The sequence below is a fragment of the Luteibacter sp. OK325 genome (assembly GCF_003050935.1).
GTDB lineage: Bacteria > Pseudomonadota > Gammaproteobacteria > Xanthomonadales > Rhodanobacteraceae > Luteibacter.
The window spans coordinates 490,833-516,807 of the sequence record NZ_QAOX01000003.1; the positions used below are offsets into that span (position 1 = coordinate 490,833).

Below are 25,975 nucleotides of genomic sequence, written 5' to 3' on the forward strand. Positions count from 1 at the left end.
CCCCGTCAGAGCAGCAGGCGGCGGATATCGCCGAGCTGGTTGGCCAGGAACACGGCGAAGCGTGCGGCGAGCGCGCCGTCGATGACGCGATGGTCGTACGACAGCGACAACGGCAGGATCAGCCGCGGGGCGAATTCCTTGCCGTTCCAGACGGGCTTCATCGCGGCCTTGGAGACGCCGAGGATCGCCACTTCCGGTGCGTTGACGATCGGCGTGAACGCCGTGCCACCGATACCGCCGAGCGAGGAGATCGAGAAGCAGCCGCCCTGCATATCGGCAGCGGTGAGCTTCTTGTCGCGCGCCTTCTTCGAGATCTCGCTGAGTTCAGCGGCGAGCTCGAGCAGGCCCTTCTTGTCGGCGTCGCGGATGACCGGGACGACGAGGCCGTCCGGCGTGTCCACGGCGATGCCGACGTTGAAGTACTTCTTCAGCGTGAGCGTCTCGCCCGACGCGTCGAGCGATGCGTTGAACTGCGGGAATTTCTTCAGTGCCGCAACGACAGCCTTGATCTGGAAGACCAGCGGGCTGACCTTGAGGTCTTTGTTCTCTTCGCCGAGCTTCTTGCGGAAGGCTTCCAGCTCGGTGATGTCCGCATCTTCGAACTGCGTGACGTGCGGGATCATCGCCCAGTTGCGGGCGAGGTTCGCGGCGGAGATCTTCGGGATGCGACCGAGCGGCTTCTCTTCGACTTCGCCGAACTTGGAGAAGTCGATCTTCGGCCACGGCAGCAGCGTGAGGCCACTGCCACCGGCAACAGCGCCACCGGCAGAGGTCGGCACGCCAGCGGTCATCACCTGCTTCACGTAACCGGAGATGTCTTCACGCTGGATGCGGCCGCCACGGCCACTACCCTTGACCTGCGCCACGTCCACGCCGAGCTCGCGAGCGTATGCGCGCACGGTGGGGCTGGCGTAAGGCACGGAGCCCGGCATCACGACGCTGGCGTCGAACGACACCGGCGGCGTGCGCGGTGCGCCACCGACCGGCACGTCGGCAGCAGGCGTCGTCGCGGCTTCGCTCCTGGGTGCTTCCGCGGCGGGTGCGGCGGCGGACGCCTTCTCGGCAGCCGGCGCAGGCGGTGCCTCGGCAGCGGCATCGCCACCCTCGCCTTCCAGCACCGCGATCAGATCGCCGTCGTTGACCTCGTCACCGACCTTGACCTTGAGTTCCTTGATCACGCCGGCGGACGGCGCGGGGATATCCATCGTGGCCTTGTCGGACTCCAGCGTCATCAGGCTCTGGTCCTTGGTGACGGTGTCGCCGACCTTGACCATGAGTTCGATGATCGGCACCGGCTTGCCACCGATGTCGGGCACGGTGACGTTGACCGGGCCGGAGGACTTCGACGCGGACCGCGCCTTGGCGGCGGCCGGAGCCGGAGCCGGTGCCGGAGCGGCGGCCTTGGGTGCGTCGGCCTTGGCAGCCTCAGCCTTGGGCGCTTCGGCCTTCGGTGCGGCGGCGGCCGGAGCGTCGCTGTCGGCTTCGACCAGCGCGATCACGTGGCCTTCGTCGACTTCGTCGCCAACCTTGACCTTCAATTCCTTGATCACGCCAGCGAACGGCGCCGGCACTTCCATCGTGGCTTTGTCGGACTCGAGCGTCACCAGACTCTGGTCTTTCTCGACGCGATCGCCGACCTTGACCATGATTTCGATGACGGGGACCGCGCTGCCACCGATATCGGGGACACGGGCTTCTTTGACGTCGGCCATAGGAACTCCTGGAGCAGGCGTCGGCGGGCGGCAAACCCACCGGCGGGGGAAGGACGGGCGCCGCTGTACGGCGCAACCGGTCGATTGTAATCCCTTGGGCGACGTTTCCCACGATTCAAACGATTGTTTGGCTGTATTTCAGCTAGAACCAATGTGCTAACCGACGCCGCCCCCTGTGGGAGCCGGCTATGCCGGCGATGTGGGAGCCGGCTATGCCGGCGATGTGGGAGCCGATTCATCGGCGATCCCGCGGCAGCGGGCCAGGTTCCCGCAAGCGCCCTATCGCCGCTGAAGCGGCTCCCACAGGGGGAAGGTTGTCTCGCGGCCTTATCGCCGCTGAAGCGGCTCCCACACGGAGCGCACCTCCCGAGGGTTATTCCGCTTTCGGCTCTGCCGCCGGGCTTTGCACCAGCCGGATTTCGCTCTGCGGGTACGGAATCGTGATGCCGGCCTCGTCGAAGCGCTCCTTGATGCTGCGGATCAGCATGGTCTGGGTTTCCCACAGGTCGCCGGTCTGGGTCCAGCCGCGGATGACGAGGTTCACGCTGGAATCGCCGAGGGCTTCGGTCCACACACCCGGCACCGGGTCCTTGAGGATGCGCTCGTCGGCGGCGAAGAGATCACGCACGGTCTGCATGGCCTTGCCGATGTCGTCGTTGTAGCCGATGCCGACCTTGATCTCGAAACGGCGCGTGCCGCGGACGTTGAAGTTGATGATCGCCTCACCACCGACCTTGGCGTTCGGCAGCACGGCCTGGCGGTTGTCAGGCGTGATCAGGTAGGTGTGCATGAGGTTGATGCTCTGCACGTCGCCTTCGACACCACCGATGGTGACGTGGTCACCCACGCGGAACGGACGAAACAGGATCAGCAACACGCCCCAGGCGAGATTGGATAGCGAGCTGTTGAGGGCCAGGCCGATGGCCAGGCCGGCAGCACCGATCGCGGCGATGAACGAGGCGGTGGGAATGCCCGCCATGCCGAGCACCTGGATCACCAGCAATGCGATAAGAATGCCGTAGATGATATTGCGCAGGAACATCGCCAGCGTGACGTCGACACGGGCGCGCTCGAGCGCGCGACGACCGAGGTTGGCGAGCCGCGCGGATATCCAGAAGCCGATGAGCAGCAGCAGCGCGGCGAGGCCGATGCGGATGGAATACGTGACGATCAGCGCGCGCATGGCGGCGTCGATGCCGAGGTGGTTCAGAAAATCATTCATGGTGCCTCCTGCCTTTTTTATTCGGGAACGAGGCTAGCAGGGATCGCTTTGTGTGGGAGCCGCTTCAGCGGCGATTCCTCTTGTGGGAGCCGGCTCAGCGGCGATTCCTTTGTGGGAGCCGCTTCAGCGGCGATGTGGGATCGCGGCGACGTTGCCCGCTGCCGCGGGATCGCCGATGAATCGGCTCCTACAAAAAAAGCTTCGCCGCTGAAGCGGCTCCCACAGAAAACCTGCACAGAAAACCTGCACAGAAAGCATGCACAGAAAGCATGCAAAAAAAAGCCCGCCAGTGGCGGGCTTTTTGTTACGGGGTGGTCGAGGCCGGAGGGCTCTGCGGCACCTGCGCGGTTTGCGGGGCGTCGATCTTGCGGCCGCCGTACGGCAGCACCTGCGTAGCGACCTTCGGGTCCGCCTTGATCAGCGCGACTTCGTCGCCAACGATGTGGGCGGCTTCGTCGAGCGGCGTGTCCTTGGCCTTCTTCGCATCGGCTTCCGCCTTGATCTCGGTCTTCAGGCTGCGCTCGTTCGCGTTGAGGCCGTCGTCGCCGTTGTTGGCGTCGTCGGCGGCATCCGCCGCGCTGCCGTCGCCACCGAAGATCGCCTTGCGACGGTTACGGAAGTCGGTCTGCAGTGCGTCGTACTGCTTGCGCTCGGCCTGGCGTGCGGCGAAGTTCAGCGAGATGTCGGTCTTGTCGCGCAGCTTCTTGTACTCGGCCATTTCGTCGAGCATGAGTTTCCATGCCGGCGAATTCGCCACGCGCGCGTCGTGCCTGGCGTTGAGCGGACCGACGATGGGCTTCAGGTCGGCGACCGGCTTGTAGTCGGCCGGATCGATGTGACGCCACGGCAGCGCGTTGTCGTAGGTGGACTCGCCGAATTCTTTCGCGTCGCCGTTCTGCGGGAACATGACGTCCGGCGTGACACCCTTCAGCTGCGTGCTGTCGCCGTTGATGCGGATGAACTCGGCGATGGTCATCTTCAGCTCGCCGTACTTGGCGGTCTCGCCCGTAACGGACTTGCCGAACTTGTCGAGGTCGACCAGGTTCTGCACGGTGCCCTTGCCGAAGGTCGGTTCGCCGATGATGAGGCCGCGGCCGTAGTCCTGGATCGCGGCGGCGAAGATCTCCGACGCCGAGGCCGAGCCACGATTGACCAGCACGGCCATGGGGCCGTCCCAGGCCATGCCCGGGGCATCGTCGCCCTGCGCGTCGATCTGGCCGCGCGCGTCACGCACCTGCACGACCGGACCGGTGTCGATGAACAGACCGGTGAGCTCGGTGGCTTCGGACAGCGAGCCGCCGCCGTTGTTGCGCAGGTCGATGACCACGCCTTCGACCTTCTGCGCCTTCAGCTCGGTGAGCAGCTTGGAGACGTCGCGGGTGGCGCTCTTGAAGTTGGCGTCGCCGTTACGACGGGCGCCGAAGTCCTGGTAGAAGGTGGGCAGGTCGATCACGCCGATCTTGCGCGTGACATCGCCGTCTTTCACATCGATGACCTTGGACTTGGCGGCCTGCTCTTCCATCGTGACCTTCTTGCGGACCAGCGTGACGACGTCGTGCTTGCCGTCCACGCCGGCATCGGCCGGAAGAATCTCGATGCGAACCGTGGTGTCTTTCTTGCCGCGGATCAGCTTGACCACGTCGTCCTGGCGCCAGCCGACGACGTCGACCATCGGGCCGGTTTCGCCCTGGCCGATCGCGACGATGCGGTCGCCCGCCTTCATCTTGCCGGACTTGATCGCCGGACCGCCCGGAACGAGTTCGCGGATGGTGGTGTAGTCGTCGCGCGCCTGCAGCACGGCGCCGATACCTTCCAGCGACAGGCGCATGGCGATATCGAAGGCGTCCGCAGCACGGGGGCCGAGGTAATCGGTGTGCGGGTCGGTGGAGTTGGCGTACGCGGTCATGAAGGCCTGCGTCGCGTCTTCGTCGTCGAGCTGGCGCACGCGACTGATGTAGGTGGCGTAGCGCTTGTCGAGCGTCTTGCGGATGTCGTCGTCGCTCTTGCCGGCCAGCTTCAGGCGCAGCCAGTCGTTCATGGTGCGCTTGCGCCAGACGTCGTCGAGCTCGGCCTGGTTCTTCGGGATCGCGGCTTTCTTGCGGTCGAAGTTGAAGCTGTCGTTGCCGCTGAAGTCGAAGCCCTTCTTGAGCAGGCCGCGCGCATAGTTCATGCGGTCGACGGCGCGCGACACGTACAGGTTGAACACCGAGAACGGACCGGTGAGGTCCTGGTTCCAGATCGCGTCGTCGAACTGCGACTTCAGTGGCGCGAACTTGTCCATGTCTTCCTGGGTGAAGAAGACTTTCTCGCTATCGAGCGCGTCGAAGTAGGCCTTGTAGATTTTCGCCGACATGGCGTCGTCGAGCGGCTGGGCCTGGTAGTGAAAACGCGTGAGGAAACGCGCCGACAGCTGCGAGGCCTGGGCCTCGGCTGCCGTGGGCTTCAACGGCAGGCTCGACTCCTTGCGCTGCGGCTCCGGCGAGGTCGCCGCTTCGGAGGCGTCCTTCGGCTGGGGCGCCGCGGGCTTGGTCGCCGGCGCAGCCGCACCCGGCTGCTGCGGGGCGGCTGTCTGTGCCTGGGCACCCGCGGCGGCAAGGGCCAGCAGGAGGGCGAACGCGGGGCGAAGGGTCATGTAGTCGAAGCCTCGGATTGCTTTGGGGCGTTTATTCGACGACGCCGGCGGCGTGAGCCATCAGGTCGGCATGGTAGGAGGATCGCACCAACGGGCCGGAAGCGACATGGCCGAAGCCCATCTCTTCACCGGCGACGCGCAGCGCCTCGAATTCGTCCGGCGTCCAGTAACGGACCACCGGATGGTGATGCGCCGTCGGCTGCAGGTACTGGCCGATGGTGATCATGTCGACGTCATGGGCGCGTAGATCCCGCATCGTCTCGAGCACCTGCTCCAGGGTCTCGCCCAGGCCCAGCATGATGCCGGACTTGGTCGGGACTTCCGGATGCTGCGCCTTGAAGCGCTTGAGCAGGTCGAGCGACCACTGGTAGTCGGCGCCCGGACGGACTTCGCGGTACAGGTGCGGGACCGTTTCGAGGTTGTGGTTGAAGACGTCCGGCGGGAAGTCCTTCATGACTTCCAGCGCGCGCTCCATACGGCCCTTGCCGCGGAAATCCGGGGTGAGGATCTCGATGCGGATGTTCGGGCTGGCGTGGCGCACCGCGCGGATGCACGAGGCGAAATGCTCGGCACCACCGTCGCGGAGATCGTCGCGATCGACCGAGGTGATCACCACGTACTTCAGGCGCATGTCGCGGATGGTCTCGGCCAGGCGTGCCGGCTCGAGCGGATCCGGCGGCTGCGGGCGACCGTGGGCCACGTCGCAGAACGAGCAACGGCGGGTGCAGACCTCGCCGAGGATCATGAAGGTGGCGGTGCCCTTGGAGAAGCACTCGTGGATATTCGGGCAGGACGCTTCTTCGCACACCGTGACCAGCGAATTCTCGCGCAGGCGCGCCTTCAGCTGCTGCACGGCATTGCCCTGGGGCAGGCGCACGCGGATCCAGCTGGGCTTGCGCAGCGTGGGCACGTCGGTATCGAAGTTCGCGCGGTTGAGCGCGATCTTGTCGTTACCGAGCATCTTCTCGCCGGGCTTGTCGACGACGGCGATGGGAATGCTGCGGGAGGGGGAAGTGGAGGTTTGGCTCATAACGGCTACGACCTCAGACCGCAATGCGGGCGGGGAGTTCGGGGAGGGAGGGTTCGGCTGGCACGGCGTGGAAGCCAAACTGCTTACAGAATTCCTGTACCAGGACGTCTTCCACGTCCGCCAACCGTGACGGACCGCCCAAGTCTAACACCTGGGTGACCTCCAAACCCTTGTAGCCGCAGGGATTGATGCGGTGATAGGGCTCGAGGTCCATGTCCACGTTGAAGGCCAGCCCGTGGAAGCTGCAGCCCCGGCGAATACGCAGCCCGAGGGCCGCGACCTTGGCCCCGGCCACGTAGACGCCCGGGGCGCCCTCGAGCCGTTCGGCGCCGATATTCCATTCGCCCATGGTGTCGATGATGGCCTGCTCGATCCGGTTGACCAGCTCGCGCACGCCAACGCCCACGCGGCGCAGGTCGATCATCGGGTAGGCCACGATCTGGCCGGGACCGTGATAGGTCACCTGGCCGCCTCGGTCCACGCGCACCACGGGGATATCCCCCGCCGCCAGCACGTGCTCTTCCTTACCCGCCTGGCCCAGGGTGAACACCGGGTCATGCTCCAGCAGCCACAGCTCGTCGACGGTGTCGTCGGTGCGGTTGTCGGTGAAGGCGCTCATGGCCTTCCAGGTGGATTCGTAGGGGACGCGCCCCAGCCGGCGGACGTTGAGCGGGAGGGTCATCGGGATCGGGTCGGAGGGGATGTCGAGGAGTTGTGGGCGTCGGCGCAACGATACAAGTGTGGGACGCCACTGTGGGATGCCACTGTGGGATGCCACTGTGGGATGCCCACTGTGGGAGCCGGCTACGCCGGCGATTGTGGGAGCCGCTTCAGCGGCGATCCCGCGGCAGCGGGCAAGCCTGCCGCGAACACCCAGTCGCCGATGAATCGGCTCCCACAAAGAGCCCCCCGGCAGGAGCCCATCCGATCACATCGTGAAGCGGATGTTCTCGTCAGCCCGCAGCGCGCTGTGCGCCTCCAGGTACTTCTCACGGCTCGGTGCGACGAAGCTCACCGTGACCGACTGGTAATTACCCGCCGGGGTGAGCTTGGTCGACAGCGTCTCGTGGAGCACTTCCAGGCCGATGGCGTGGAGCAGCGCAGGGACGTGCTTGTCGAGGTCGGCCGCGGCGCTGCCGATGGCCGTTATCTCGAACTCGCCCGGGAACTGGAAGCCCTTGCCGTCTTTCTGCGCATCGCCGAAGTCGATTTCACGCATGGTGAAGCCCTCTTACTTCTTGTCGCTGTCGCTGTGGAACCACAGCATGATCGTGTCCCAGAGGCGCGAGAAGAAGCCGCCTTCCGGCGCATCGTTCAGGGCCACCAACGGGGTGGTAAGCACCGGCTGGCCGTCGAGCGTCACGCGCAGCGTGCCGACCTGCTGGCCCTTCTTGAACGGGGCGATCAGCGTGGCCGGGATGTCGAGGTTGGCCTTGAGCTTGTCGTAATCGCCGCGCTTGACCGAAACCAGCGCGTCTTCGGCGACACCGAGCGGAATGGTGTTCTCGGCACCCTTCCACAGCTTGGGCGTGGCGAGCGGCTTGTTGGCTTCGTAGAGCTTGTGCGATTCGTAGAAACGGAAGCCGTAGTTGAGCAGCGCCAGCGCGGCGTCGGCACGGCCCTTCTCGCTGTTGGCACCCATGATGATGGCGATCATGCGGGCATCGCCCTGCTTGGCCGAAGCGGCGAGGCAGTAGCCGGCGGCCGCGGTATGGCCGGTCTTGATGCCGTCGACGGTGTTGTCGCGCCAGAGCAGCAGGTTACGGTTGTGCTGCTTGATGCCGTTCCACTCGAACTCCTTCACGGCCGAGATCGCGTAATCCTCGGGGAAGTCGTGGATCAGCGCGCGCGACAGGATCGCGATGTCGCGGGCGGTCGTGTAGTGGTTGGCTACCGGGTAACCGGAAGCATTCTGGAACTGCGAATGCGTCATGCCCAGCTGCTTGGCGTACGCGTTCATCAGGTTGGCGAACGCCGGCTCGGAGCCCGCGGTGTGTTCGGCCAGCGCGATGGCGGCGTCGTTACCGGACTGGATGATCATGCCGTAGAGCAGGTCTTTCAGCGGCACCTGGCTGTTGAGCTTGAGGAAGCTGGTCGAGCCGTCGGTGCTCGCACCGCCGCCGCGCCACGCGTTCTCGCTGATCGTGACCGGATCGGCGTTGTGGATCTTGCCGTTGCCCAGTTCGGCCGAAACCACGTAGTCGGTCATGATCTTGGTGATCGAGGCCGGCTCCAGCTGCACGTCCGGATCCTTCGAGGCGATGATCTGCCCGGTGTTGTAATCCATCAGCACCCAGCTCTTGCCTTCCACGTCCGGCGGCGGCGGCACCGGCGCTTCGGGAACAACCGGGCGCGGAACGGGTGCGGGATGCGGCGGGGTCTGCTGCGCCATGGTGACGCCGGCGACGAGCGCAGCGGCGGCGAAAGCGAACAGGGAGCGTGGGAAGAGCTTCATCGTTTCAGCGATCCAGTCAAAGCAACAAAAAAGGAGGTCAGTCTACCGCGACCGACGGCCGGGGCAGGCCCATGCCGGATATCTGGTCGGTCACGCGGTCCGCGGTGTCCACGTCGGCCAGGGGGCCCACGCGCACGCGGCGCACGCTGCGACCGCCCACGGAGGTCTCGATAACACTGACAGGGCCCAGACCCGCTTTGTTCAGCTGGTCGGCCACACGGTTGGCATTGGCCACGTCGGAAAACGCGCCGACCTGGAGATAAATCGTGGGTTTACCCGGCACCGAAGCGACCGTCGGGCCCTGTGCGGACGTTGCGGGGCGCGGCATTGGCGGCAATGCCTCAGCGGCGGAAACACCGGTCATGCCGGGTACGGGGCCGTCATCGCCGTCGCCGTCGGCCACGGCGCTCGCGGGCGGTGTTCCACTCGGCGTTGCGCGCACCGGGGCCGTTCCGACAGGCGCAGATATGGCGGCGCTCGGCGCGCGCGTACCGGAAACGACGATCGGCGCCGTGGCGACGGCTCCGGCCCCAACGAAGCGTGACGACGACGGCGGCGACGAGGTCGCCATGTCCGGCGTCGGCGCCGTGCGTGCGGCCGGCGACGCGGCGGCATAGGCCGGACGCGGCGGCGGTGACGGCGCGGTCACGGGGGCCGGTTTGGGCGCGGTGTTCACGTAAGGGGCGCCGCGATCGCTGTTCGCTTCACTCGGGTCGATAGCGCGGACTTCGACCAGTCCGGTGCCCTTCGGCCACACACCCAGCTTCACCGCCGCCGCGAACGACAGGTCGATGATACGGTTCTCGTGAAAGGGACCACGGTCGTTGATGCGGACAATGACGCTCTTGCCGTTCTCAAGGTTGGTGACACGCGCGTAGCTCGGCAACGGCAGCGTCTTGTGCGCGGCCGAGAACTGGTACATGTCGTATTCCTCGAGGCTCGAGGTCTTGTAACCGTGGAACTTGTTGCCGTAGAACGAGGCGATGCCACGCTCCACGTAGCCGCGCGGCGTGGGCAGCACGTTGTAGGTCTGGCCGAGCACCGAGTACGGCGACTTGTTGCCGTAGAGGGCGCGCGGCTCGACCTTCGGCACCGGCTCCGGCAGCTTGCTGACATCCGGGATTTCAGTCGGCACGCTGTCGGAGCTGGAGCGATAGCGGGAGGATTGGGAACGGCTGATGTCGTCGTGGCCGCCTCGCGAAGAGGACGATGAGCCACCGCCGCTGCGTGATGAGGGGCGGGAGTTCTTTGAGCCGCCGCAGGCGGCCAGGAGCATGGCGATGAGGCAGATAAAGGTGAGTTGTGTCGCGAGCACCCTTCGCCGCTGAAGCGGCTCCCACACAGAGCGCGCCATAGCCTGCCGTGCACCGGCTCTATGTAGGAGCCGATTCATCGGCGATCCCTGCGAAGCGCGAAGGTCAAATCAGTGACATGCCCCCCGGCCACCCAGCTCATTGCGCCGCCGACCCATGCGTCCGCTCCCGAATCGCCTGCGCCAGCTGATTCACGGCCATCGCATACATCGGGCTGCGGTTGTACGTCGTAATCACATAGAAATTCTGGAAAACAAACCAGTATTCCGGCCCCGACGGGCCATCCAGACGGACCAGTTGCGCATCACGCCCCGGATTCAAATGCTGCAGCGGTGCGAAACCCTCGGCCACGAACGATTCCACCGGCGCCACGGGGCGCCAGTCTTTCGGCACGTCAGGATCACGGACGCGCGCATCCGGCTGGGCGCGCACGGCGAGCGGACCGCCGGTTTCCCAGCCGTGCTCGGAGAAATAGTTTGCCACGCTGGCGAAGATGTCGCCCATCGAGCCCTTCATGTCGATCTTGCCGTCGCCGTCGTAATCCACGCCCCAGTCGCGAACGGACGAGGGCATGAACTGGCCCCAGCCCTGCGCACCGGCATACGAACCGGTGAGCGTATCCAGCGGACCGGCGAGGTGATTCGGCGGCAGTTCCAGCAGGGTTTTCAGCTGCTCGCGGAAGAACGGCGCACGCTTGGGGTAGTAAAACGCCAGCGTGGTCAGCGCATCGAGCACCTTGTACTTGCCGGTGTTCTTCCCGTAGAAGGTCTCCACACCGACGATGGCCACGATGTATTCCGGCGGCACGCCGTACTTCTTGCCGATCGCGTCGAGCAACGCGCGATGTGTCTGGTAGAAGTCGGCACCGGCCTGGATCCGCTGCTCGGTCAGGAAGATCGGCCGGTAGTCGCGCCAGGGCTTGCCTTCCGCCGGGCGGTTCATCGCGTCGATGATCGACTGCTGCATCTTCGCGCCGTCGAGGATCGCATTGAGCGACGCCTTGCTCTTGCCGGTGTCCTTCGCCACTTCGCGAACGAGCTCTGCCTGACCCGGATGGGTCTCGGCGAACACCGCGGGGGCGAACATCAGGGGGAAGGCGATCATCGCGCTGGCGAGGCGCGGGAATAAACGTGCGTTACGTGCGCGGCGCGCGGCGAGAACTTCATCCATGCGCCGAAGCGTAACACGCGCCATGGCGTGAGCCATGGCGTGTTCCGGGCCGAATTCAGGCAGGAATCATTGATACCGGATCGACGGATCCCAGCGGGTGCTGTCGCAGTAGTAATCCGTTCCACGGGCCGCGACCATGAAAAAGATCCCATCGCCCGCCGCCACCTGGCGAACGGTATCAATGCTCCGCCCGACGGTATCCCCATTGTCGATATCTGCAGCAAATATCTGGGTTCCGTTATGCACGATGGACGTGTTGACACCATTGCCGCAGCCGATGTCCGCGTCCCTCACCGTCCCTTCGATCCTGATAGTGCCTGCCCTGGGGGCAACCCACTTCAGAACGGGAATCTCATCCGCCGCGGGATGCATCGCATCGCCGTAAATAGCAGACCAGCGATCGGTGCCGTGCCAGAAACCCTCGTAGGTCATATCGTAGATGACCGAGTTGTGGCCCGACTGATACCACCAGTAAGGGCCCTGCTGGGCGGAGTAATCGGTGGACTGACGATACATTTGCGTCGTGCCGGAGAGGTCCACCCACCACCGGTATACACCGACATGTGGCGTCGTTGCGGAGAGCGGATCCTTGACGCAATACACATTCAGATACGCGCCGGCCTCCGCATTGGGCCGGCCTTCCGGATCGACAATGCTGCAGTACTGGTAGCCACCGTCTGGCCGAAGGTTCGAAGCAGCCTCATCGGCCAGGGTCACTGTCGGCGTCCAGTTGATCGCATCGATCGATTCATATAGCTTCACGAACGAATCCGAATCACCCCACGCCATCACGGTCAGCAGCACGTAGTACTTGCCGGTGTACTGGCTATGCACGGCCTGGGTATGAGTGATGCCATAAGGCCCCAGCAAGGTCGAACGGCCACCCAGGCCGGGCTCGACGAATCCGCCGACGTAGTACTTGTGCCAAAGATTGGATCCCACGCTGCCGGCGCGTGCCGCGGTCAGCACGTCGGAAAGATTGGCACGCGCCACCGAAAGGCCATTCGAGCCTGCTGGCAGGGTGCCGTCTCCCAGATCCGTGTAATAGACATAGAGGAAGCCGTCCTTAACCAGATAAGGCGCGCCCTGGATGTTGCCGCCATCGGGATCACCGTATGCGCTGAGGATGCGCCCCAGATAAGTCCACGTATTACCGTTGTCCGCCGACCATGCAAGACCTATGCGATTGCGACTGGACGTGCCGACTTTTTCCTCATGAATGATACCCAGCAAGCCGCCATCGCTCGGCTGCGGCTGGTAAAGACCCACGAACCAGAGGCTGTGCACGTCACCGGGCACCACCTTTGTGAAGGCCGTATTGGGACCGTCGATGCAGTAGCCCGTGGCGGCGCTGAGATTGCACGTTTCCTTGGTCCACGCGATCGAAGTGAACGGATGCTCGATGTCGCCCTGCATGAGCGACTGCGTAATCTTCCCCGAATAATTCCACTGAGAACCGATCCAGTAGCGCGTTCCCGCCACCGTGTACGAGGACAGCGGTGCATCCGGCTGCGAATTGGCCAGCATCCCCTGCGTCAGGTCGGCGGATGTCGCGACGATAACCGGCGAGGAAACCTGGGTGCCCGCGACCGCCACGGGAATCACCGTGGCAACGCCTATCACTACGACGGCGACTGAGTACTGGAGTAGCTTTGTGAATCCCTTGAATTTCATGCGGCAATCTCCTTTTTGCGTTGCTGGAAATCCTAAACAGCCTTCCTAATCGTGCAGTTTACGGTTGGCATGGATCGACATCAGCACACCGAAGCCGGTGAGCAGCGACACCGCCGACGTACCGCCATAACTGATCAGCGGCATCGGCACGCCCACCACCGGCAGGATGCCCGCGACCATGCCGCCATTCACCGCCACGTAGACGAAGAAGCTCATGCCGATCGCACCGGCGAGCAGGCGTGAATAGGTATCGCGCGCGTTCATCGCGATCCACAGGCAACGACCGATGATGAAGGCGTAGAGCAGCATGATGGTGATAACGCCGACCAGGCCGAACTCTTCCGAGAAAACCGCGAAGATGAAGTCGGTGGTGTGCTCGGGCAGGAATTCCAGGCGCGACTGCGTCCCGTGCTGCCAGCCCTTGCCGAATACACCGCCCGAACCCACCGCGATCTTCGACTGGATGATGTGCCAGCCGTTACCCAGGGGATCCGACTCGGGATCGAGCAGCGTGCGCACGCGGTTGCGCTGGTATTCGTGAAGGAACTGCCAGGCCACCGGGATCGCCCCACCGGCGCCGCCGACGAGCAGGCCGATGCGCCACCAGGCCATGCCCGAAAGGAACAAGGCGAAGGCGCCTGCGGCCGCGACCAGCAGGGCGGTGCCCAGGTCGGGCTGCTCGGCGATGAGTGCCGCCGGCACGGCGATCATCAGGCCGACCACGATGATGTCCTTCCAGCCCGGCGGCAGCTGCCGCGGATGCAGGTACCAGGCGACCATCATCGGCATGGTGAGCTTGAGCAGCTCGGACGGCTGGAAGCGCATGAAGCCGAGATCCAGCCAGCGATACGCGCCGCGCCCTTCGCCTAGCGCCGCGACGACCACGAGCAAGGCGGTGCTGCCCATGTAGAGCCACGGCGTCCACGAGCGCAGCACGGGCGGCGGAATACGCGAAATCACCACGAGCAGCACCGCGCCGAGCACGAAGCGCGCCGCCTGCCCTCCGACCAACGACAGATTGGCGTTGCCGGCGCTGTAGAGCGTGGCCAGTCCCGCGCAGGCCAGCAGGAACAGCGCCAGCAGCAGTGGCAGGTCCAGGCGCGGCCGCGTGAGCAGGCGCATGCCGAAGCGTTTGAGGCGGACGGAGAAGTTGGCGAACATGATTACTGGTCCTCGCCGTTATCGTCCGGCGGCAGCTCGCTGCTCGACGGCGCGGCAGGCTGCACGCCCTGCACGGAGCTTGCGCTCGGCGGCGCGGCCTCGGCCGGTGCGTCGGACAGGGTAATCGGCCCCGGCGGAAGTGCGGTGGGACGGGCGCCGCCCGAGTCGACGACCCACTGGTCGAGGATCTTGCGGGCGATCGGGCCGGAGTCGGCGGCACCCCAGGCACCCGCCTCGAGCACCACGGCCACGGCGATTTTCGGATCTTCCGCCGGCGTATAGGCGATGAACAGCGCGCGATGGCGGGTCGCCAGGTAGGCGGTGTTCTTGTTGGTGTCGTACGCGTCCGATTTACGCGAGAAGCGCTCGGCCGTGCCGCTCTTGCCGGCGATGACGAAAGGGAAGCCGATGCCCAGCTTCTTGCCCGTACCGGCGCCTGAGTTGATCACCGCGATCATGCCCTCGTTCACGGTGTCCCAATCTTGCGGTTTGCGGATGACCGAAGGTCCCGTCGGCGGGAACGACTGCGGCACACGCGCGGCATCCACGCCGTCCTGCGTATCCATCAGCAAATGCGGCGCATAAGGCACGCCATGGCCAGCAAAGGTCGCGACGGCATGGGCCAGCTGGATCGGTGTCACCGCCCAGTAGCCCTGGCCGATGCCGGAGATAATCGTTTCGCCCGGGTACCAGCCCGCCTTGCTGTGCTTCGCCTTCCATTCGCGCGAGGGCAGCACGCCCTCGACTTCGCCGGTGAGGTCGATACCGGTCTTACTGCCGAAGCCCAGGCTACCCATCCAGTGCGCAAGGCGGTCGATGCCCATGTCGAGCGCGAGCCGGTAAAAATAGGTATTGGTGGACAGTTCGATCGCGCGAACCATGTTCACCGTGCCGTTGCCGCCGCGAACGTCGTCGCGGTAGCAGCGACTCTGTCCCGGAATGCAGAACTCACCCGTGGACAGCACCGTATCCGATGGGCGGCGGATACCCATGGTTAGGCCACCCAGCGCGAGGAACGGCTTCACCGTGGAGCCCGGCGGGTAGACGCCGCGCAAGGCGCGGTTGTACAGCGGCTTGTCCGGCGCCGTCATCAGGTTCTTGTAGTCGACCGAGCTGATCCCGTTGACGAACAGGTTGGGGTCGAAGTCGGGGACGCTGGCGAAGGCGAGCACCTGGCCATTGCGCGGGTCGATGGCGATCGCCGCGCCGGAGCGACCGGCCATCGCGTCCAGCGCGGCCTTCTGCAGGCGCACGTCGATGCTGAGGTAGATGTTTTTGCCCGGCGTCGGTGGCGTGGTGTCGAGCACGGCCTGGGTGCGCCCGTCCGCATTCACCTCGACCAGCTCGTAGCCCGGCTCGCCGTGCAGCAGCTTTTCGTACGACTTCTCGATACCGATGCGGCCGATGTGCGTGGTGCCCTTGTAGCTGGCCTCCTCGTCATCGTCCATGTTGTCCAGATCGTCCACGTCGATGCGGCTCACGTAGCCGATGACATGCGCGAGTGCGGCTCCCAGCGGATAGCGCCGCGTGAGGTAAGGCACGACATCGACACCAGGGAAACGCCAGCGATTCACGGCGAAGCGACCGATCTCGTCCTCGGTGAGCTTGAGCTTGAGCGGAATGCCTTCGAAGCGACGACCGAGCTTCACCTGCTTCTTGAACGTCACGATGTCGTCGTCGCTGATCGGCACCACCGCGCCGAGTTTCTGCAACATGTCGTCCATGTTGGCGACCTGCTCGGGCGTCACTTCGAGGCGGAAGGCGGGCACGTTGTCGGCGAGCAGGACGCCGTTGCGATCGTAGATAAGCCCGCGCGCGGGTGGGATCGAACGCGGCTTCACGCGGTTCTGTTCGGAGCGCGTCGCGAACTCGTCGTGATGGAACACCTGCAGGTAAACGTAGCGGCTGCACACGGCGATGAGGCCGAGCAGGAGCAGGAAGAAGCCGGCCAGGGCGCGCCGACGGAACAGCGCCACCTCGCCACGGACCTCCTTGATCGAGGCGCGCCGCCGGCTCATGTGTCGTGGATGCGCAGGCGGGCGCGCAGGTCGTCGAGGATCAGGAAGACGAACGGCCACAGCGCCGCGCCGACCAGCGGCGAGATCCAGTACTCCGGCGGCGGCAGCGGATCGCCGCCGAATATCCGGATGAGCAGAAGGAGCACGCGGTCGTTCAGCAGCAGGGCAAGCACGGCCAGCGACTGCTGCCACATGGGGAAGAAGCGCAGCCGCGAGCGGAAACGCAGCGCGATGAAGACCATCGCCGTGAGGCGCAGCGCCTGCTCACCCAGCAGCACGCCGTCGAACAGATCCGCGCCCACGCCAAGGCAGAACGCCAGGCCGAGGGTGACGCGGTCGCCCGACTGCAGGCACCAGTACAACAGGATCAGCGCCGGCCAGTACGGCTTGAACGGCGTGAGCGGCCCCGGCAGCGGGATCAGCATCAGGAACAGCGACAGCAACAACGTCGCGGCGAACCACAGCTGGCGGACACGCAGCTTGTTCATGGCTTCGTCCCCGCGGCGGGTGTCGACGACGTAGCGCGTGCGGGCACCGGTGTCGCGGTCGGCGAGGTCACCTTTGGCAAAGTCGGGGCGACGGGCACCGTCGGCGCGTTCGGATCCGGCGCCAGGCCGGCCGGCGGTCCCGCATTCGGGGCGAGCGGCGGCGGACCGTCCTGCTCGGCCAGGTCGTGCAGGAGAAGGACGTCCTCGCTGCGATCGAGATCGGCGGCGGGTTTGGCCTGTGCGGACAGGAAGGTGCCTGACGGGGTCTGCGCCACGTCGCGAACCTCACCCACGGGGAATCCCGGCGGGAAACGCCCGCCCAGGCCGGAGGTGACCAGTTTGTCGCCTGCCTGCACATCGGCGGAGACGGGAATATTGGGCAGCACCAGCATGTCGCCGCCACGTGAGCCATAGGCCACCGTGCGCAGGCCGGTGCGTTCCACGGTCACGGGGATGGCATGGTTCGGGTCGGTGATCAGCATGGCCACCGAGGTGGTCGGCATCACTTCGACGACCTGGCCCATCACGCCACGCGCGTCGATCACCACCTGGCCGGCCTGCACCTTGTCGCGCGCACCGACGTTGAGCACGATCCGGTGCCGGAAGGCCCCCACGTCCACTCCGATGAGGCGCGCGAGCTGCACGTTGAGCGAGAGGCTATGCTGGGTATCGAGCAGTTCCTTGAGGCGCTGGTTCTGCTCGGCCACCGAGGCCATGCGGTTGAGCTTGGCATTGGCCAGCAGCAGGTCTTCACGCAGGCGCTGGTTGGCCTCGGTGAGGCGCTGGCGATCGGCGAACGCCACCGTCGCCGCCTGGAAGCCCTGCGACGGCAGACCGGCGATCCGGTAGATCGGTTCGACCACGATGGACAGCCCGTAACGGACGTTACTGAGCCAGCCGCCGCGGTGATCGAGCACCATGAGCACGCAGGCGAGCACGAGATAGACGATAAGACGCAGGGTCCCCGCCACACCGGGCGCGAACAGCGGCGACTGCTCGTCGCGATTGAGGGCCATGGCTCAGCGCGTTCCGGCCAGCGCGCCGTCGCGCGCGGCCATCATTCGAACGCGAAGAAGTCGCTGCCGTGCTGGTCGATCATCTCCAGCGCCTTGCCGCCACCACGGGCGACGCAGGTGAGCGGGTCATCGGCCACCTGGACGTGCAGGCCGGTTTCCTCGGAGATGAGACGATCCAGATCGCGCAGCAACGCGCCGCCACCGGTAAGTACGATGCCGCGCTCGGCCACGTCGGAGCAGAGCTCCGGCGGGGTCTGCTCCAGCGCGGCCTTGACCGCCGCCACGATGCCCGACAGCGGCTCGTGGAGGGCTTCCAGCACTTCGTTGGAGTTGATCGTGAACATGCGCGGCACGCCCTCGGCGAGGTTACGGCCGGAGATTTCCATCTCACGGACTTCGCTCTGCGGGAAGGCGCAGCCGACTTCGATCTTGATGCGCTCGGCGGTGGATTCGCCGATCAGCGTGCCGTGGTTACGGCGCACGTAGTTGATGATGGCTTCGTCGAAGCGATCGCCGCCGACGCGGACCGACTGCGAGTAGACGATGCCGTTCAGCGAGATGACCGCGACTTCGGAGGTACCGCCGCCGATGTCCAGGACCATCGAGCCACGCGCCTCGTGCACCGGAATACCGGCGCCGATGGCCGCTGCCATGGGTTCCTCGATCAGGAAGACGTCGCGGGCGCCTGCGCCCTCGGCCGATTCCTTGATCGCACGGCGTTCCACCTGGGTGGAACCGCAGGGCACGCAGACCAGCACGCGCGGGCTCGGGCGGAGCATGCGCGAACGGTGCACCTGCTTGATGAAGTGCTGCAGCATCGCTTCGGTCATGGTGAAGTCGGCGATGACGCCGTCCTTCATGGGGCGTACCGTGGCGATATTGCCCGGGGTACGACCCAGCATGCGCTTGGCGTCGGTACCGACGGCGGCAACAGCGCGCGGGCCGCCCGGGCCACGATCCTGGCGGATCGCGACGACCGACGGTTCATTGAGGACGATTCCCTGGCCGCGCACATAAATGAGCGTGTTGGCCGTGCCGAGATCGATGGAAATGTCGTTCGAAAAGAGACCGCGGAACTTCTTAAACATGATGCGGCGGACGCCATTAGCAAGAAAAAGTTAGCGTGCGAGTCTAGATTGGCCTTATCCCCCACGCAAGGGCGGAGAAGTTAAGAAAGCCTTGTAAGTCCGGGTGATGCGAAGGGATTCTGTTCCATTCCCGTAATTCTGTACGACTCCGGTAGTCGCCTCCGCGCCCGATTTTGGGTACGATCCGTCGGTTTGCCGGACCCGTCGCGTCCGGCGCCCGCTGCGACCGGGTCACGGTCGCACCACTATCTCTTCCAGGGTCACCAACCATGACTGCCGTTATCTGCGGATCGCTCGCCTACGACACCATCATGGTGTTCCAGGACCAGTTCAAGAATCACATCATTCCGGACCAGGTCCATATCCTGAATGTGTCGTTCCTGGTGCCGGCCATGCGCCGTGAATTCGGCGGCTGCGCCGGCAATATCGCGTACAACCTGAAGCTGCTCGGCGGCGCGCCGATGCCGGTGGCCACCGTCGGCCAGGATTTCGCGCCGTATCGCGCGCACCTGGAGAAGTTCGGCATCCGCCTCGACGGCGTTCGCCAGTTCGACGACCAGTTCACCCCGCAGTGCTTCATCACCACCGACCTGGACAACAACCAGATCACCGCTTTCCATCCCGGTGCGATGTCCAGCGCACACGAGAACCACGTGCGTGACATCCCGGACTACTCGTTCGGCATCGTCGCACCGGACGGTCGCGAAGCGATGCTGCAGCACGTGGACGAATTCGCCGCGCGTGGCGTGCCCTTCATTTTCGATCCGGGCCAGGCGATGCCGCTGTTCAATGGCGACGAATTCCGCTCGATGATCGAAAAGTCGACGTACGTCATCGTCAACGATTACGAGTCGCAGCTGCTGCAGCAGCGCACGGGCTGGAGCGCGGACGACATCGCGTCGAAGGTCACCGCGTACATCATCACGCAGGGCCCGCGCGGCTCGCTCATCCACGTCGGTGGCGAGATCATCACGGTGCCGCCGGCACGCGAGCGCAAGGTCGTCGACCCGACCGGTTGCGGCGACGCTTATCGCGCCGGCCTGATCTTCGGCATCATGAAGAACTACGACTGGAAGACCATCGGCAACATGGCCTCGCTCATGGGCGCACTGAAGGTCGAACATCCCGGCACGCAGAACCAGTACTTCACGTACGAGCAGTTCGCCACGGAGTTCAAGGATCAGTTCGGTTACGAGCTGGCCTAAGTTTCTTGTAGGAGCCGATTCATCGGCGAAAGGCACAAAAAAAGGGGCGGCGCATCACTGCGCCGCCCCTTTTTTTGTGCCACCACGTGTGGGAGCCGGCTATGCCGGCGATTGTAGGAGCCGCTTCAGCGGCGAAGCCCGCGACAGCGGGCAATCTTGCCGCAAGCACCCAGTCGCCGATGAATCGGCTCCCGCACAAAGCACACTACTTGCGCGGCTTGAAGCCCATCGTCGCGTTGACCGCCTGCTGCCAGCCTTCGTACAGATCGTCGCGCGTTTCCTTCGTCATCGACGGCTTGAACTCGCGATCCACCGCCCAGCGCTTGGTGATATCCGTCTGGTCCTTCCAGAACCCGACCGCGAGACCGGCGAGGTACGCCGCACCCTGCGCGGTGGTTTCCTGCACCTTCGGACGCAGCAGAGGCACACCGAGGATGTCTGCCTGGAACTGCGCCATGAAGTCGTTGGCGATCGCACCACCATCGGCGCGCAGCTCCTTCAGTTCGATGCCGGAATCGATCTGCATTGCTTCGAGAACGTCGCGTGTCTGGTAAGCCATCGACTCGAGCGCGGCGCGGATGAACTGTTCCTTCGTCGTGCCGCGTGTGAGACCGAAGACGGCGCCGCGTACATCGCTTCGCCAGTACGGCGCACCCAGACCGACGAACGCAGGCACGAAGTACACGCCGTCGTTGTCCTTCGCGCGCTCCGCATACGACTGAGAATCCGACGCTTTGCCCAACATGCGCAGACCATCGCGCAACCACTGGATCACCGAACCGGCAACGAAGATGCTGCCTTCCAGCGCATACTCCACCTTGCCGTTAAGGCCCCACGCGATCGTGGTCAGCAGGCCGTTCTTCGAACGCACGGCCTTCTCGCCGGTGTTCATCAGCATGAAACAGCCCGTGCCGTACGTATTCTTGGCCAGGCCCGGCTCGAAGCAGGCCTGTCCGAACAGCGCTGCCTGCTGGTCGCCGGCGATACCGGCGATCGGTACTTCGCGGCCGAAGAAGTGCTTGGCCAACGTGTTGCCGTACACCTCGCTGGACGACTTCACTTCCGGCAGCATGGCGCGCGGCACGTTGAGCATCTTGAGCAGCTCGTCGTCCCACTCGCGCTTGAAGATGTCGTACATCAGCGTGCGCGAGGCGTTGGTGTAGTCAGTGACGTGTACCTTGCCGCCAGTGAGGTTCCAGATGACCCAGGTGTCGATCGTGCCGAAGAGCAGTTCGCCCTTCTCCGCCCGCTCCTGAGCGCCTTCCACGTGGTCGAGGATCCAGCGCACCTTGGTACCGGCGAAATACGCGTCGATGAGCAGGCCGGTCTTCTCGCGCACCATCGGGTCGAAACCGTCGGCCTTGAGCTTGTCGCAGATATCCATCGTCTGCCGTGACTGCCACACGATCGCGTTGTAGATGGGCTGCCCGGTGCTCTTCTCCCATACCACCGCGGTCTCGCGCTGGTTGGTGATGCCGATACCTTCGATGGCGCTGGCGTCGATGCCCGAGCTGCTGATGACCTCGGTCATCGTCGACAGCACGCTGGTCATGATCTCGCGCGGGTTGTGTTCGACCCAGCCCGGCTGCGGAAAGATCTGCGGGAACTCGCGCTGGGCGGTGCCGGCAATGTTGCCGTCGTGGTCGAAGAGCATCGTGCGCGAGCTGGTGGTTCCCTGGTCGATCGCCAGGATGTAACGCTTGTCCTTGGACTTGTCCATTGCTGGCCTCACCGAGTGGTTTGGTTGGGAGAATTGCGATTGACGGCCGCGGCCTGGCGCGCTTCTTCAAGCGCACGCTGGCGTGCCGGCAGGAAGGGATGCACGAGCAGCTGGTACGCGCCACCACCGACGACACCACCGATCAGCGGGCCGACAATCGGTACCCACCAGTAGTTGTCCGGCGAAGGCAGGGCCGAGGAACCCCAGCCCGCGAAGAACGCGAACAGACGCGGGCCGAAGTCGCGCGCAGGATTGATCGCCCACGCTTCGAGGTAACCCATCGACGCGCCGATGGTCGCCACCAGCAGGCCGATGATCAGTGCGCCGCTGTTGGCGCCCGGTGCCGTCTCGTTGTACTGCTCGGTGATCGCAAAGATGCCGAACAGCAGGAACGCGGTCAGGATGACCTGATCCAGCAGCGCGTGCATCGGCGTGATGGCCAGGCCCGGATGCGTGAAGAACACGCCGGCCGCACCGCCGGCCTCACGGGTGAGGTTATGCGTTGCATTGAAATGGTCGATGACCGGTCCGAACAGGACGTAGACGATGGCCGCACCCAGGAAGGCGCCGATAACCTGGGCGATCCAGTACGGGACCACCTTCTTCCATGAGAAGTCGCGGAAAATCGCGAGGGCCAGCGTGACAGCCGGGTTCGCATGCGTACCCGACACCGACGCGGTAGCGTAGATCGCGATGGTGACCGCCAGGCCCCATGCAATGCAGACACCCCAGTAAGCGTTGAGGTAGGGACTAGGGTCGTAGAGCACGTACATGCACGCTACGGAATCGCCGAACGCGATGATGATGAACATCGCGAGGGCTTCGGAAATCAGCTCGCCTATCTGTTGTCGCATGATCCGTCTCTCCATCGGGTTTCATGACTGGGAAGCGCCAGGGCGCTACGGGTGGGTGGCAGCCCCCTGGGGGACGCGCCGGTTCAGGTACTCGGTAAGGCGACGCACGTCGTCAGCGCCGACGCGCAGGCCGATCTTGCTTCGGCGCCAGAGGATGTCTTCGGCTTCGGTCACCCATTCGTGGCGGACCAGGTAATCCACCTCCGCCTGGTACAGGTCCGAACCGAAATGCTCGCCCAGTGCGGCGAGGCCGTTGGCTTCGCCCAGCAGGTCGCGGGCGCGCGTGCCGTACATATGGGTGAGGCGCCACGCGAAGGTTTCGGGCAGCCACGGGCGCGACGAGCGGATGTCGTCGGTCAGTGCGTCGATATCGCGTTCGCCGCCACCGGGCAGTGGACGCGCGTCGGCCGTCCACGCAGGCTTGTCGTTCCCCAGCAGCGGGGCGAGCTTGTCGACGGCTTCTTCGGAGAGCTTGCGGAAGGTGGTGAGCTTGCCGCCGAACACATTCAGCAGCGGCGCGCCGTCCGTATCGATGTCGAGGAGGTAGTCGCGCGTCACTTCCGAAGCGCTGCCGGATTCGTCCTGTAACAGCGGGCGCACGCCGCTATAGCTCCAGACCACATCGGAAGGCGTGAGCTGCTTCTTGAAGTAGCGGTTCACGGCCTCGCACAGGTATTGGGTCTCTTCCGCTTCGATGACCGGGTGCGACGGATCCGCCTTGTATTCGATATCCGTGGTGCCAATCAGCGTGAAGTCGCGCTCGTACGGAATGGCGAAGACGATGCGGCGGTCCGGCTGCTGGAAGATATACGCGTAACGGTGATCGAAGATCTTCGGTACGACGATGTGGCTGCCCTTGATCAGGCGCAGCGTATGGGAGTGTTTCAGATGGACCACATCGTCGAGAAAGCTCGCCGCCCAGGGGCCGGCGGCATTCACCAGCGCGCGTGCCTTCACGAAGTGGCGGCTACCGTCACGTGCCTCGAGTTCGGCCGTCCAGCCATCCGCATCGCGACGCGCGCTGATGCACTTCGTATGCGTCTCGACCTTCGCGCCACGATGCACGGCATCCATCGCGTTGAGCACGACAAGACGGGCGTCCTGCACCCAGGCATCGGAGTAGACAAAACCCTGGTGGAACTCACTGCGCAGCGGCTCACCGGTGACGTGCTTGGCAAAGCGCACGCGACGCGAACCTGGCAATGTGCGGCGACCGCGCCCCAGATGGTCATAGAGGAACAGCCCGATGCGAATCATCCATGCCGGGCGCAGATGCGGCTGGTGCGGAAGAATGAAACGCAGCGGCCAGATGATGTGCGGCGCTGCCCTGAGCAACACCTCGCGCTCGGCGAGTGCCTTGCCGACAAGCGCGAACTCGAACTGCTCGAGATAGCGCAGGCCACCGTGGATCAGCTTGGTCGCGGCACTCGATGTATGCGAGGCCAGGTCGTCACGCTCGCATAGCCACACCGACAGCCCGCGTCCTACCGCGTCACGCGCGATACCGACGCCATTGACGCCACCACCAACCACAAGAACATCGACCTGGTCGACCATCGCGCACTCCGCTTGGCTGGAGGCACCCTTACTGAGAGGGGAATAGCCGATGTTCGGCTGCGTTCGTTTTTCCTTACGGAAGCACCCGTTGGGCGCATAAACGAACATTTCACACGGTCAGCAAGCGGTGCCTGCGTTAAAAGTGAGCATATTCGAACACAAACGAACATGGCACGCTGCAGTGCAGCGCACGGTCTGTTTGAAACAGGCCGGGACGACAACAATAAGTCTTTGAAAGTGGGGCGTCTTGTACCCGCGGAACGAAATCGCCGCTGAAGCGGCTCCCACAGAAAATCCGCATGACCATCGCGATCTTCCGTAGGAGCCGCTTCAGCGGCGAGCTCGTTTCCCTGTAGGAGCCGTTTCAGCGGCGAGCACCTTTCTCTGTAGGAGCCGCTTCAGCGGCGAAACCCGCCCGCCTCAGTCCCCAGCAACATGCAACTGCGTCCCCGCCGCCTCAAGCACCGGCAGCAACGCATCCGGCGGCGTCTTGTCGGTGAACCAGGCGTCCACGCGCGAAAAGTCCCCCAGCCGCACCATCGCGTTGCGCCCGATCTTCGTATGGTCCGCGCCCAGGTACACCTGCCGCGAATGCTCGATGATCGCCTGCGCGACGCGCACTTCGTGAAAATCGAAATCCAGCAGCGTTCCGTCCAGCTCGATACCCGAGATGCCGATGATTCCGTAGTCGACCTTGAACTGGCGAATGAGCTCGATCGTCGCTTCGCCAGTCACCCCACGGTCGCGGCCGCGCACGACACCGCCGGCGACGATGACCTCGAAGGTCGGGTTGTCGCTCAGGAGCAGCGCGATGTTGAGGTTGTTAGTGATGACGCGCAGATCGCGATGCTCGAGCAACGCACGGCCGACACCCTCGTTGGTGGTGCCGAGGTTGATGAAGAGCGATGAGCCGTCTGGAATCTGCTTCGCGATCGAGGCCGCGATACGGTTCTTCTCCGCGGCCTGCAACGTCTGGCGTGCCGCGTAGGCGACATTCTCGACGCTCGATGAGGGACTCACGCCGCCGTGGTAACGGCGAATGAGGCCGCTGTCCGACAGCAGGTTGAGGTCACGACGAATGGTCTGTGGCGCCACGTCGAAATGGCTGGCCAGTTCGTCGACGCCCACGAAGCCTTCGCGATGCACGATCGCGATGAGCTCTTCCTGGCGGCGGTTCAATCGTGGGTCCATCATTCTTCCGTTACTGCACGACACGCCAACATGATGCCGGGTCGCAACGAGAGTGTCATGCGGCGGTTGCGATGAGGCCGGGTATATCTGCCTTTGTGTAGGAGCCGATTCATCGGCGAAAGGCAGGTTTCAGTGAGCTGGCCCGCTACCGCGGGATCGCCGATAAATCGGCTCCCACAGGGGCAAGAAGGTAAATCGCAGGCAAAGAAAAACCCGCCACGATTGCTCGTAGCGGGTGTTTCAGTATAAGGCCCCTGGCGGTGACCTGTTGCGGGTCTTGCGCTGCGCGCAAAGAAAAACCCGCCTTCTTTCGAAGACGGGTTGTTCCGGTATAAGGCCCCTGGCGGTGACCTGTTGCGGGTCTTGCGCTGCGCGCAAAGAAAAACCCGCCTTCTTTCGAAGACGGGTTGTTCCGGTATAAGGCCCCTGGCGGTGACCTACTCTTGCATGGCTTGAGCCACACTACCAT

The 25,975-nt window shown here is 64.6% G+C and carries 20 protein-coding genes; 1 reads left to right on the forward strand and 19 read right to left on the reverse strand.

Going from position 1 to position 25,975, the window contains the following annotated elements; translation table 11 throughout:
- Window positions 1-5: 5 nt before the first annotated feature.
- The 15 genes from aceF to C8J98_RS10000 form a co-directional block, all read right to left on the reverse strand.
- Window positions 6-1,712: a dihydrolipoyllysine-residue acetyltransferase gene (gene aceF / locus C8J98_RS09925; RefSeq protein WP_107913022.1), complete on the reverse strand. Its 1,707-nt coding sequence runs from the start codon at window positions 1,710-1,712 to the stop codon at window positions 6-8.
- A 373-nt stretch (window positions 1,713-2,085) separates the two neighbouring features.
- Entirely contained in the window at window positions 2,086-2,934 is an 849-nt protein-coding gene (locus C8J98_RS09930; RefSeq protein WP_107913023.1) for a mechanosensitive ion channel domain-containing protein, read from the reverse strand.
- 304 nt (window positions 2,935-3,238) lie between these two features.
- Entirely contained in the window at window positions 3,239-5,566 is a 2,328-nt protein-coding gene (locus tag C8J98_RS09935; protein WP_107913024.1) for a carboxy terminal-processing peptidase, read from the reverse strand.
- A gap of 31 nt (window positions 5,567-5,597) precedes the next feature.
- Window positions 5,598-6,596, reverse strand: coding sequence for a lipoyl synthase (gene lipA / locus C8J98_RS09940; RefSeq protein WP_107913025.1), 999 nt, complete (start codon window positions 6,594-6,596; stop codon window positions 5,598-5,600).
- Between the two features lie 13 nt (window positions 6,597-6,609).
- Complete coding sequence (gene lipB, locus C8J98_RS09945; RefSeq protein WP_107913026.1) at window positions 6,610-7,278, reverse strand: lipoyl(octanoyl) transferase LipB; 669 nt, start codon at window positions 7,276-7,278, stop codon at window positions 6,610-6,612.
- Between the two features lie 246 nt (window positions 7,279-7,524).
- Window positions 7,525-7,815, reverse strand: a complete 291-nt coding sequence (locus C8J98_RS09950; RefSeq protein ID WP_107913027.1) for a DUF493 family protein — start codon at window positions 7,813-7,815, stop codon at window positions 7,525-7,527.
- 12 nt (window positions 7,816-7,827) lie between these two features.
- A complete protein-coding gene (locus C8J98_RS09955; protein ID WP_107913028.1) occupies window positions 7,828-9,051 on the reverse strand; it encodes a D-alanyl-D-alanine carboxypeptidase family protein in 1,224 nt (407 codons plus the stop codon).
- Window positions 9,052-9,088: 37 nt separating this feature from the next.
- Window positions 9,089-10,186 carry a septal ring lytic transglycosylase RlpA family protein gene (locus tag C8J98_RS22290; protein ID WP_233260180.1) on the reverse strand — a complete coding sequence of 366 codons (1,098 nt, stop codon included), beginning with the start codon at window positions 10,184-10,186 and terminating at the stop codon, window positions 9,089-9,091.
- A gap of 316 nt (window positions 10,187-10,502) precedes the next feature.
- Entirely contained in the window at window positions 10,503-11,450 is a 948-nt protein-coding gene (gene mltB / locus C8J98_RS09970) for a lytic murein transglycosylase B (protein WP_107913071.1), read from the reverse strand.
- 150 nt (window positions 11,451-11,600) lie between these two features.
- Complete coding sequence (locus C8J98_RS09975) at window positions 11,601-13,208, reverse strand: hypothetical protein (RefSeq protein WP_107913029.1); 1,608 nt, start codon at window positions 13,206-13,208, stop codon at window positions 11,601-11,603.
- Window positions 13,209-13,253: 45 nt separating this feature from the next.
- The gene (gene rodA / locus C8J98_RS09980) at window positions 13,254-14,369 is read right to left on the reverse strand and encodes a rod shape-determining protein RodA (protein WP_107913030.1); all 1,116 of its coding nucleotides are present in this window, start codon (window positions 14,367-14,369) and stop codon (window positions 13,254-13,256) included.
- A gap of 2 nt (window positions 14,370-14,371) precedes the next feature.
- Window positions 14,372-16,387 carry a penicillin-binding protein 2 gene (gene mrdA, locus C8J98_RS09985; protein WP_107913031.1) on the reverse strand — a complete coding sequence of 672 codons (2,016 nt, stop codon included), beginning with the start codon at window positions 16,385-16,387 and terminating at the stop codon, window positions 14,372-14,374.
- Complete coding sequence (gene mreD / locus C8J98_RS09990) at window positions 16,384-16,875, reverse strand: rod shape-determining protein MreD (protein ID WP_107913032.1); 492 nt, start codon at window positions 16,873-16,875, stop codon at window positions 16,384-16,386. The genes mrdA and mreD overlap by 4 nt, the downstream gene beginning before the upstream one ends.
- Window positions 16,872-17,891, reverse strand: coding sequence for a rod shape-determining protein MreC (gene mreC, locus C8J98_RS09995; RefSeq protein WP_107913033.1), 1,020 nt, complete (start codon window positions 17,889-17,891; stop codon window positions 16,872-16,874). The genes mreD and mreC overlap by 4 nt, the downstream gene beginning before the upstream one ends.
- A 41-nt stretch (window positions 17,892-17,932) precedes the next feature.
- Window positions 17,933-18,979, reverse strand: a complete 1,047-nt coding sequence (locus C8J98_RS10000; protein WP_107913034.1) for a rod shape-determining protein — start codon at window positions 18,977-18,979, stop codon at window positions 17,933-17,935.
- 269 nt (window positions 18,980-19,248) lie between these two features.
- Between C8J98_RS10000 and C8J98_RS10005 the strand changes: the two genes are divergently transcribed.
- On the forward strand, window positions 19,249-20,184 hold the full coding sequence (locus tag C8J98_RS10005; RefSeq protein ID WP_107913035.1) for a carbohydrate kinase family protein: 936 nt from the start codon (window positions 19,249-19,251) through the stop codon (window positions 20,182-20,184).
- Window positions 20,185-20,389: 205 nt separating this feature from the next.
- Here the strand turns inward: C8J98_RS10005 and glpK are convergent, their stop codons facing one another.
- From glpK to C8J98_RS10025, 4 genes are all read right to left on the reverse strand, one after another.
- The gene (glpK, locus tag C8J98_RS10010; RefSeq protein ID WP_107913036.1) at window positions 20,390-21,904 is read right to left on the reverse strand and encodes a glycerol kinase GlpK; all 1,515 of its coding nucleotides are present in this window, start codon (window positions 21,902-21,904) and stop codon (window positions 20,390-20,392) included.
- Window positions 21,905-21,912: 8 nt separating this feature from the next.
- Window positions 21,913-22,761 (reverse strand): MIP/aquaporin family protein, encoded by an 849-nt coding sequence (locus C8J98_RS10015; protein WP_107913072.1) that lies wholly within the window; start codon window positions 22,759-22,761, stop codon window positions 21,913-21,915.
- 42 nt (window positions 22,762-22,803) lie between these two features.
- Window positions 22,804-24,315: a glycerol-3-phosphate dehydrogenase gene (gene glpD / locus C8J98_RS10020; RefSeq protein ID WP_107913037.1), complete on the reverse strand. Its 1,512-nt coding sequence runs from the start codon at window positions 24,313-24,315 to the stop codon at window positions 22,804-22,806.
- Window positions 24,316-24,735: 420 nt separating this feature from the next.
- Window positions 24,736-25,509, reverse strand: a complete 774-nt coding sequence (locus C8J98_RS10025) for a DeoR family transcriptional regulator (RefSeq protein WP_107913038.1) — start codon at window positions 25,507-25,509, stop codon at window positions 24,736-24,738.
- Between the last annotated feature and the right edge of the window lie 466 nt (window positions 25,510-25,975).

Coding starts and splice junctions, on each gene's coding strand:
- aceF (WP_107913022.1), bottom strand. CDS start 1,712: ATGGCCGACGTCAAAGAAGCCCGTGTCCCCGATATCGGTGGCAGCGCG.
- C8J98_RS09930 (WP_107913023.1), bottom strand. CDS start 2,934: ATGAATGATTTTCTGAACCACCTCGGCATCGACGCCGCCATGCGCGCG.
- C8J98_RS09935 (WP_107913024.1), bottom strand. CDS start 5,566: ATGACCCTTCGCCCCGCGTTCGCCCTCCTGCTGGCCCTTGCCGCCGCG.
- lipA (WP_107913025.1), bottom strand. CDS start 6,596: ATGAGCCAAACCTCCACTTCCCCCTCCCGCAGCATTCCCATCGCCGTC.
- lipB (WP_107913026.1), bottom strand. CDS start 7,278: ATGACCCTCCCGCTCAACGTCCGCCGGCTGGGGCGCGTCCCCTACGAA.
- C8J98_RS09950 (WP_107913027.1), bottom strand. CDS start 7,815: ATGCGTGAAATCGACTTCGGCGATGCGCAGAAAGACGGCAAGGGCTTC.
- C8J98_RS09955 (WP_107913028.1), bottom strand. CDS start 9,051: ATGAAGCTCTTCCCACGCTCCCTGTTCGCTTTCGCCGCCGCTGCGCTC.
- mltB (WP_107913071.1), bottom strand. CDS start 11,450: ATGTTCGCCCCCGCGGTGTTCGCCGAGACCCATCCGGGTCAGGCAGAG.
- C8J98_RS09975 (WP_107913029.1), bottom strand. CDS start 13,208: ATGAAATTCAAGGGATTCACAAAGCTACTCCAGTACTCAGTCGCCGTC.
- rodA (WP_107913030.1), bottom strand. CDS start 14,369: ATGTTCGCCAACTTCTCCGTCCGCCTCAAACGCTTCGGCATGCGCCTG.
- mrdA (WP_107913031.1), bottom strand. CDS start 16,387: ATGAGCCGGCGGCGCGCCTCGATCAAGGAGGTCCGTGGCGAGGTGGCG.
- mreD (WP_107913032.1), bottom strand. CDS start 16,875: ATGAACAAGCTGCGTGTCCGCCAGCTGTGGTTCGCCGCGACGTTGTTG.
- mreC (WP_107913033.1), bottom strand. CDS start 17,891: ATGGCCCTCAATCGCGACGAGCAGTCGCCGCTGTTCGCGCCCGGTGTG.
- C8J98_RS10000 (WP_107913034.1), bottom strand. CDS start 18,979: ATGTTTAAGAAGTTCCGCGGTCTCTTTTCGAACGACATTTCCATCGAT.
- C8J98_RS10005 (WP_107913035.1), top strand. CDS start 19,249: ATGACTGCCGTTATCTGCGGATCGCTCGCCTACGACACCATCATGGTG.
- glpK (WP_107913036.1), bottom strand. CDS start 21,904: ATGGACAAGTCCAAGGACAAGCGTTACATCCTGGCGATCGACCAGGGA.
- glpD (WP_107913037.1), bottom strand. CDS start 24,315: ATGGTCGACCAGGTCGATGTTCTTGTGGTTGGTGGTGGCGTCAATGGC.
- C8J98_RS10025 (WP_107913038.1), bottom strand. CDS start 25,509: ATGATGGACCCACGATTGAACCGCCGCCAGGAAGAGCTCATCGCGATC.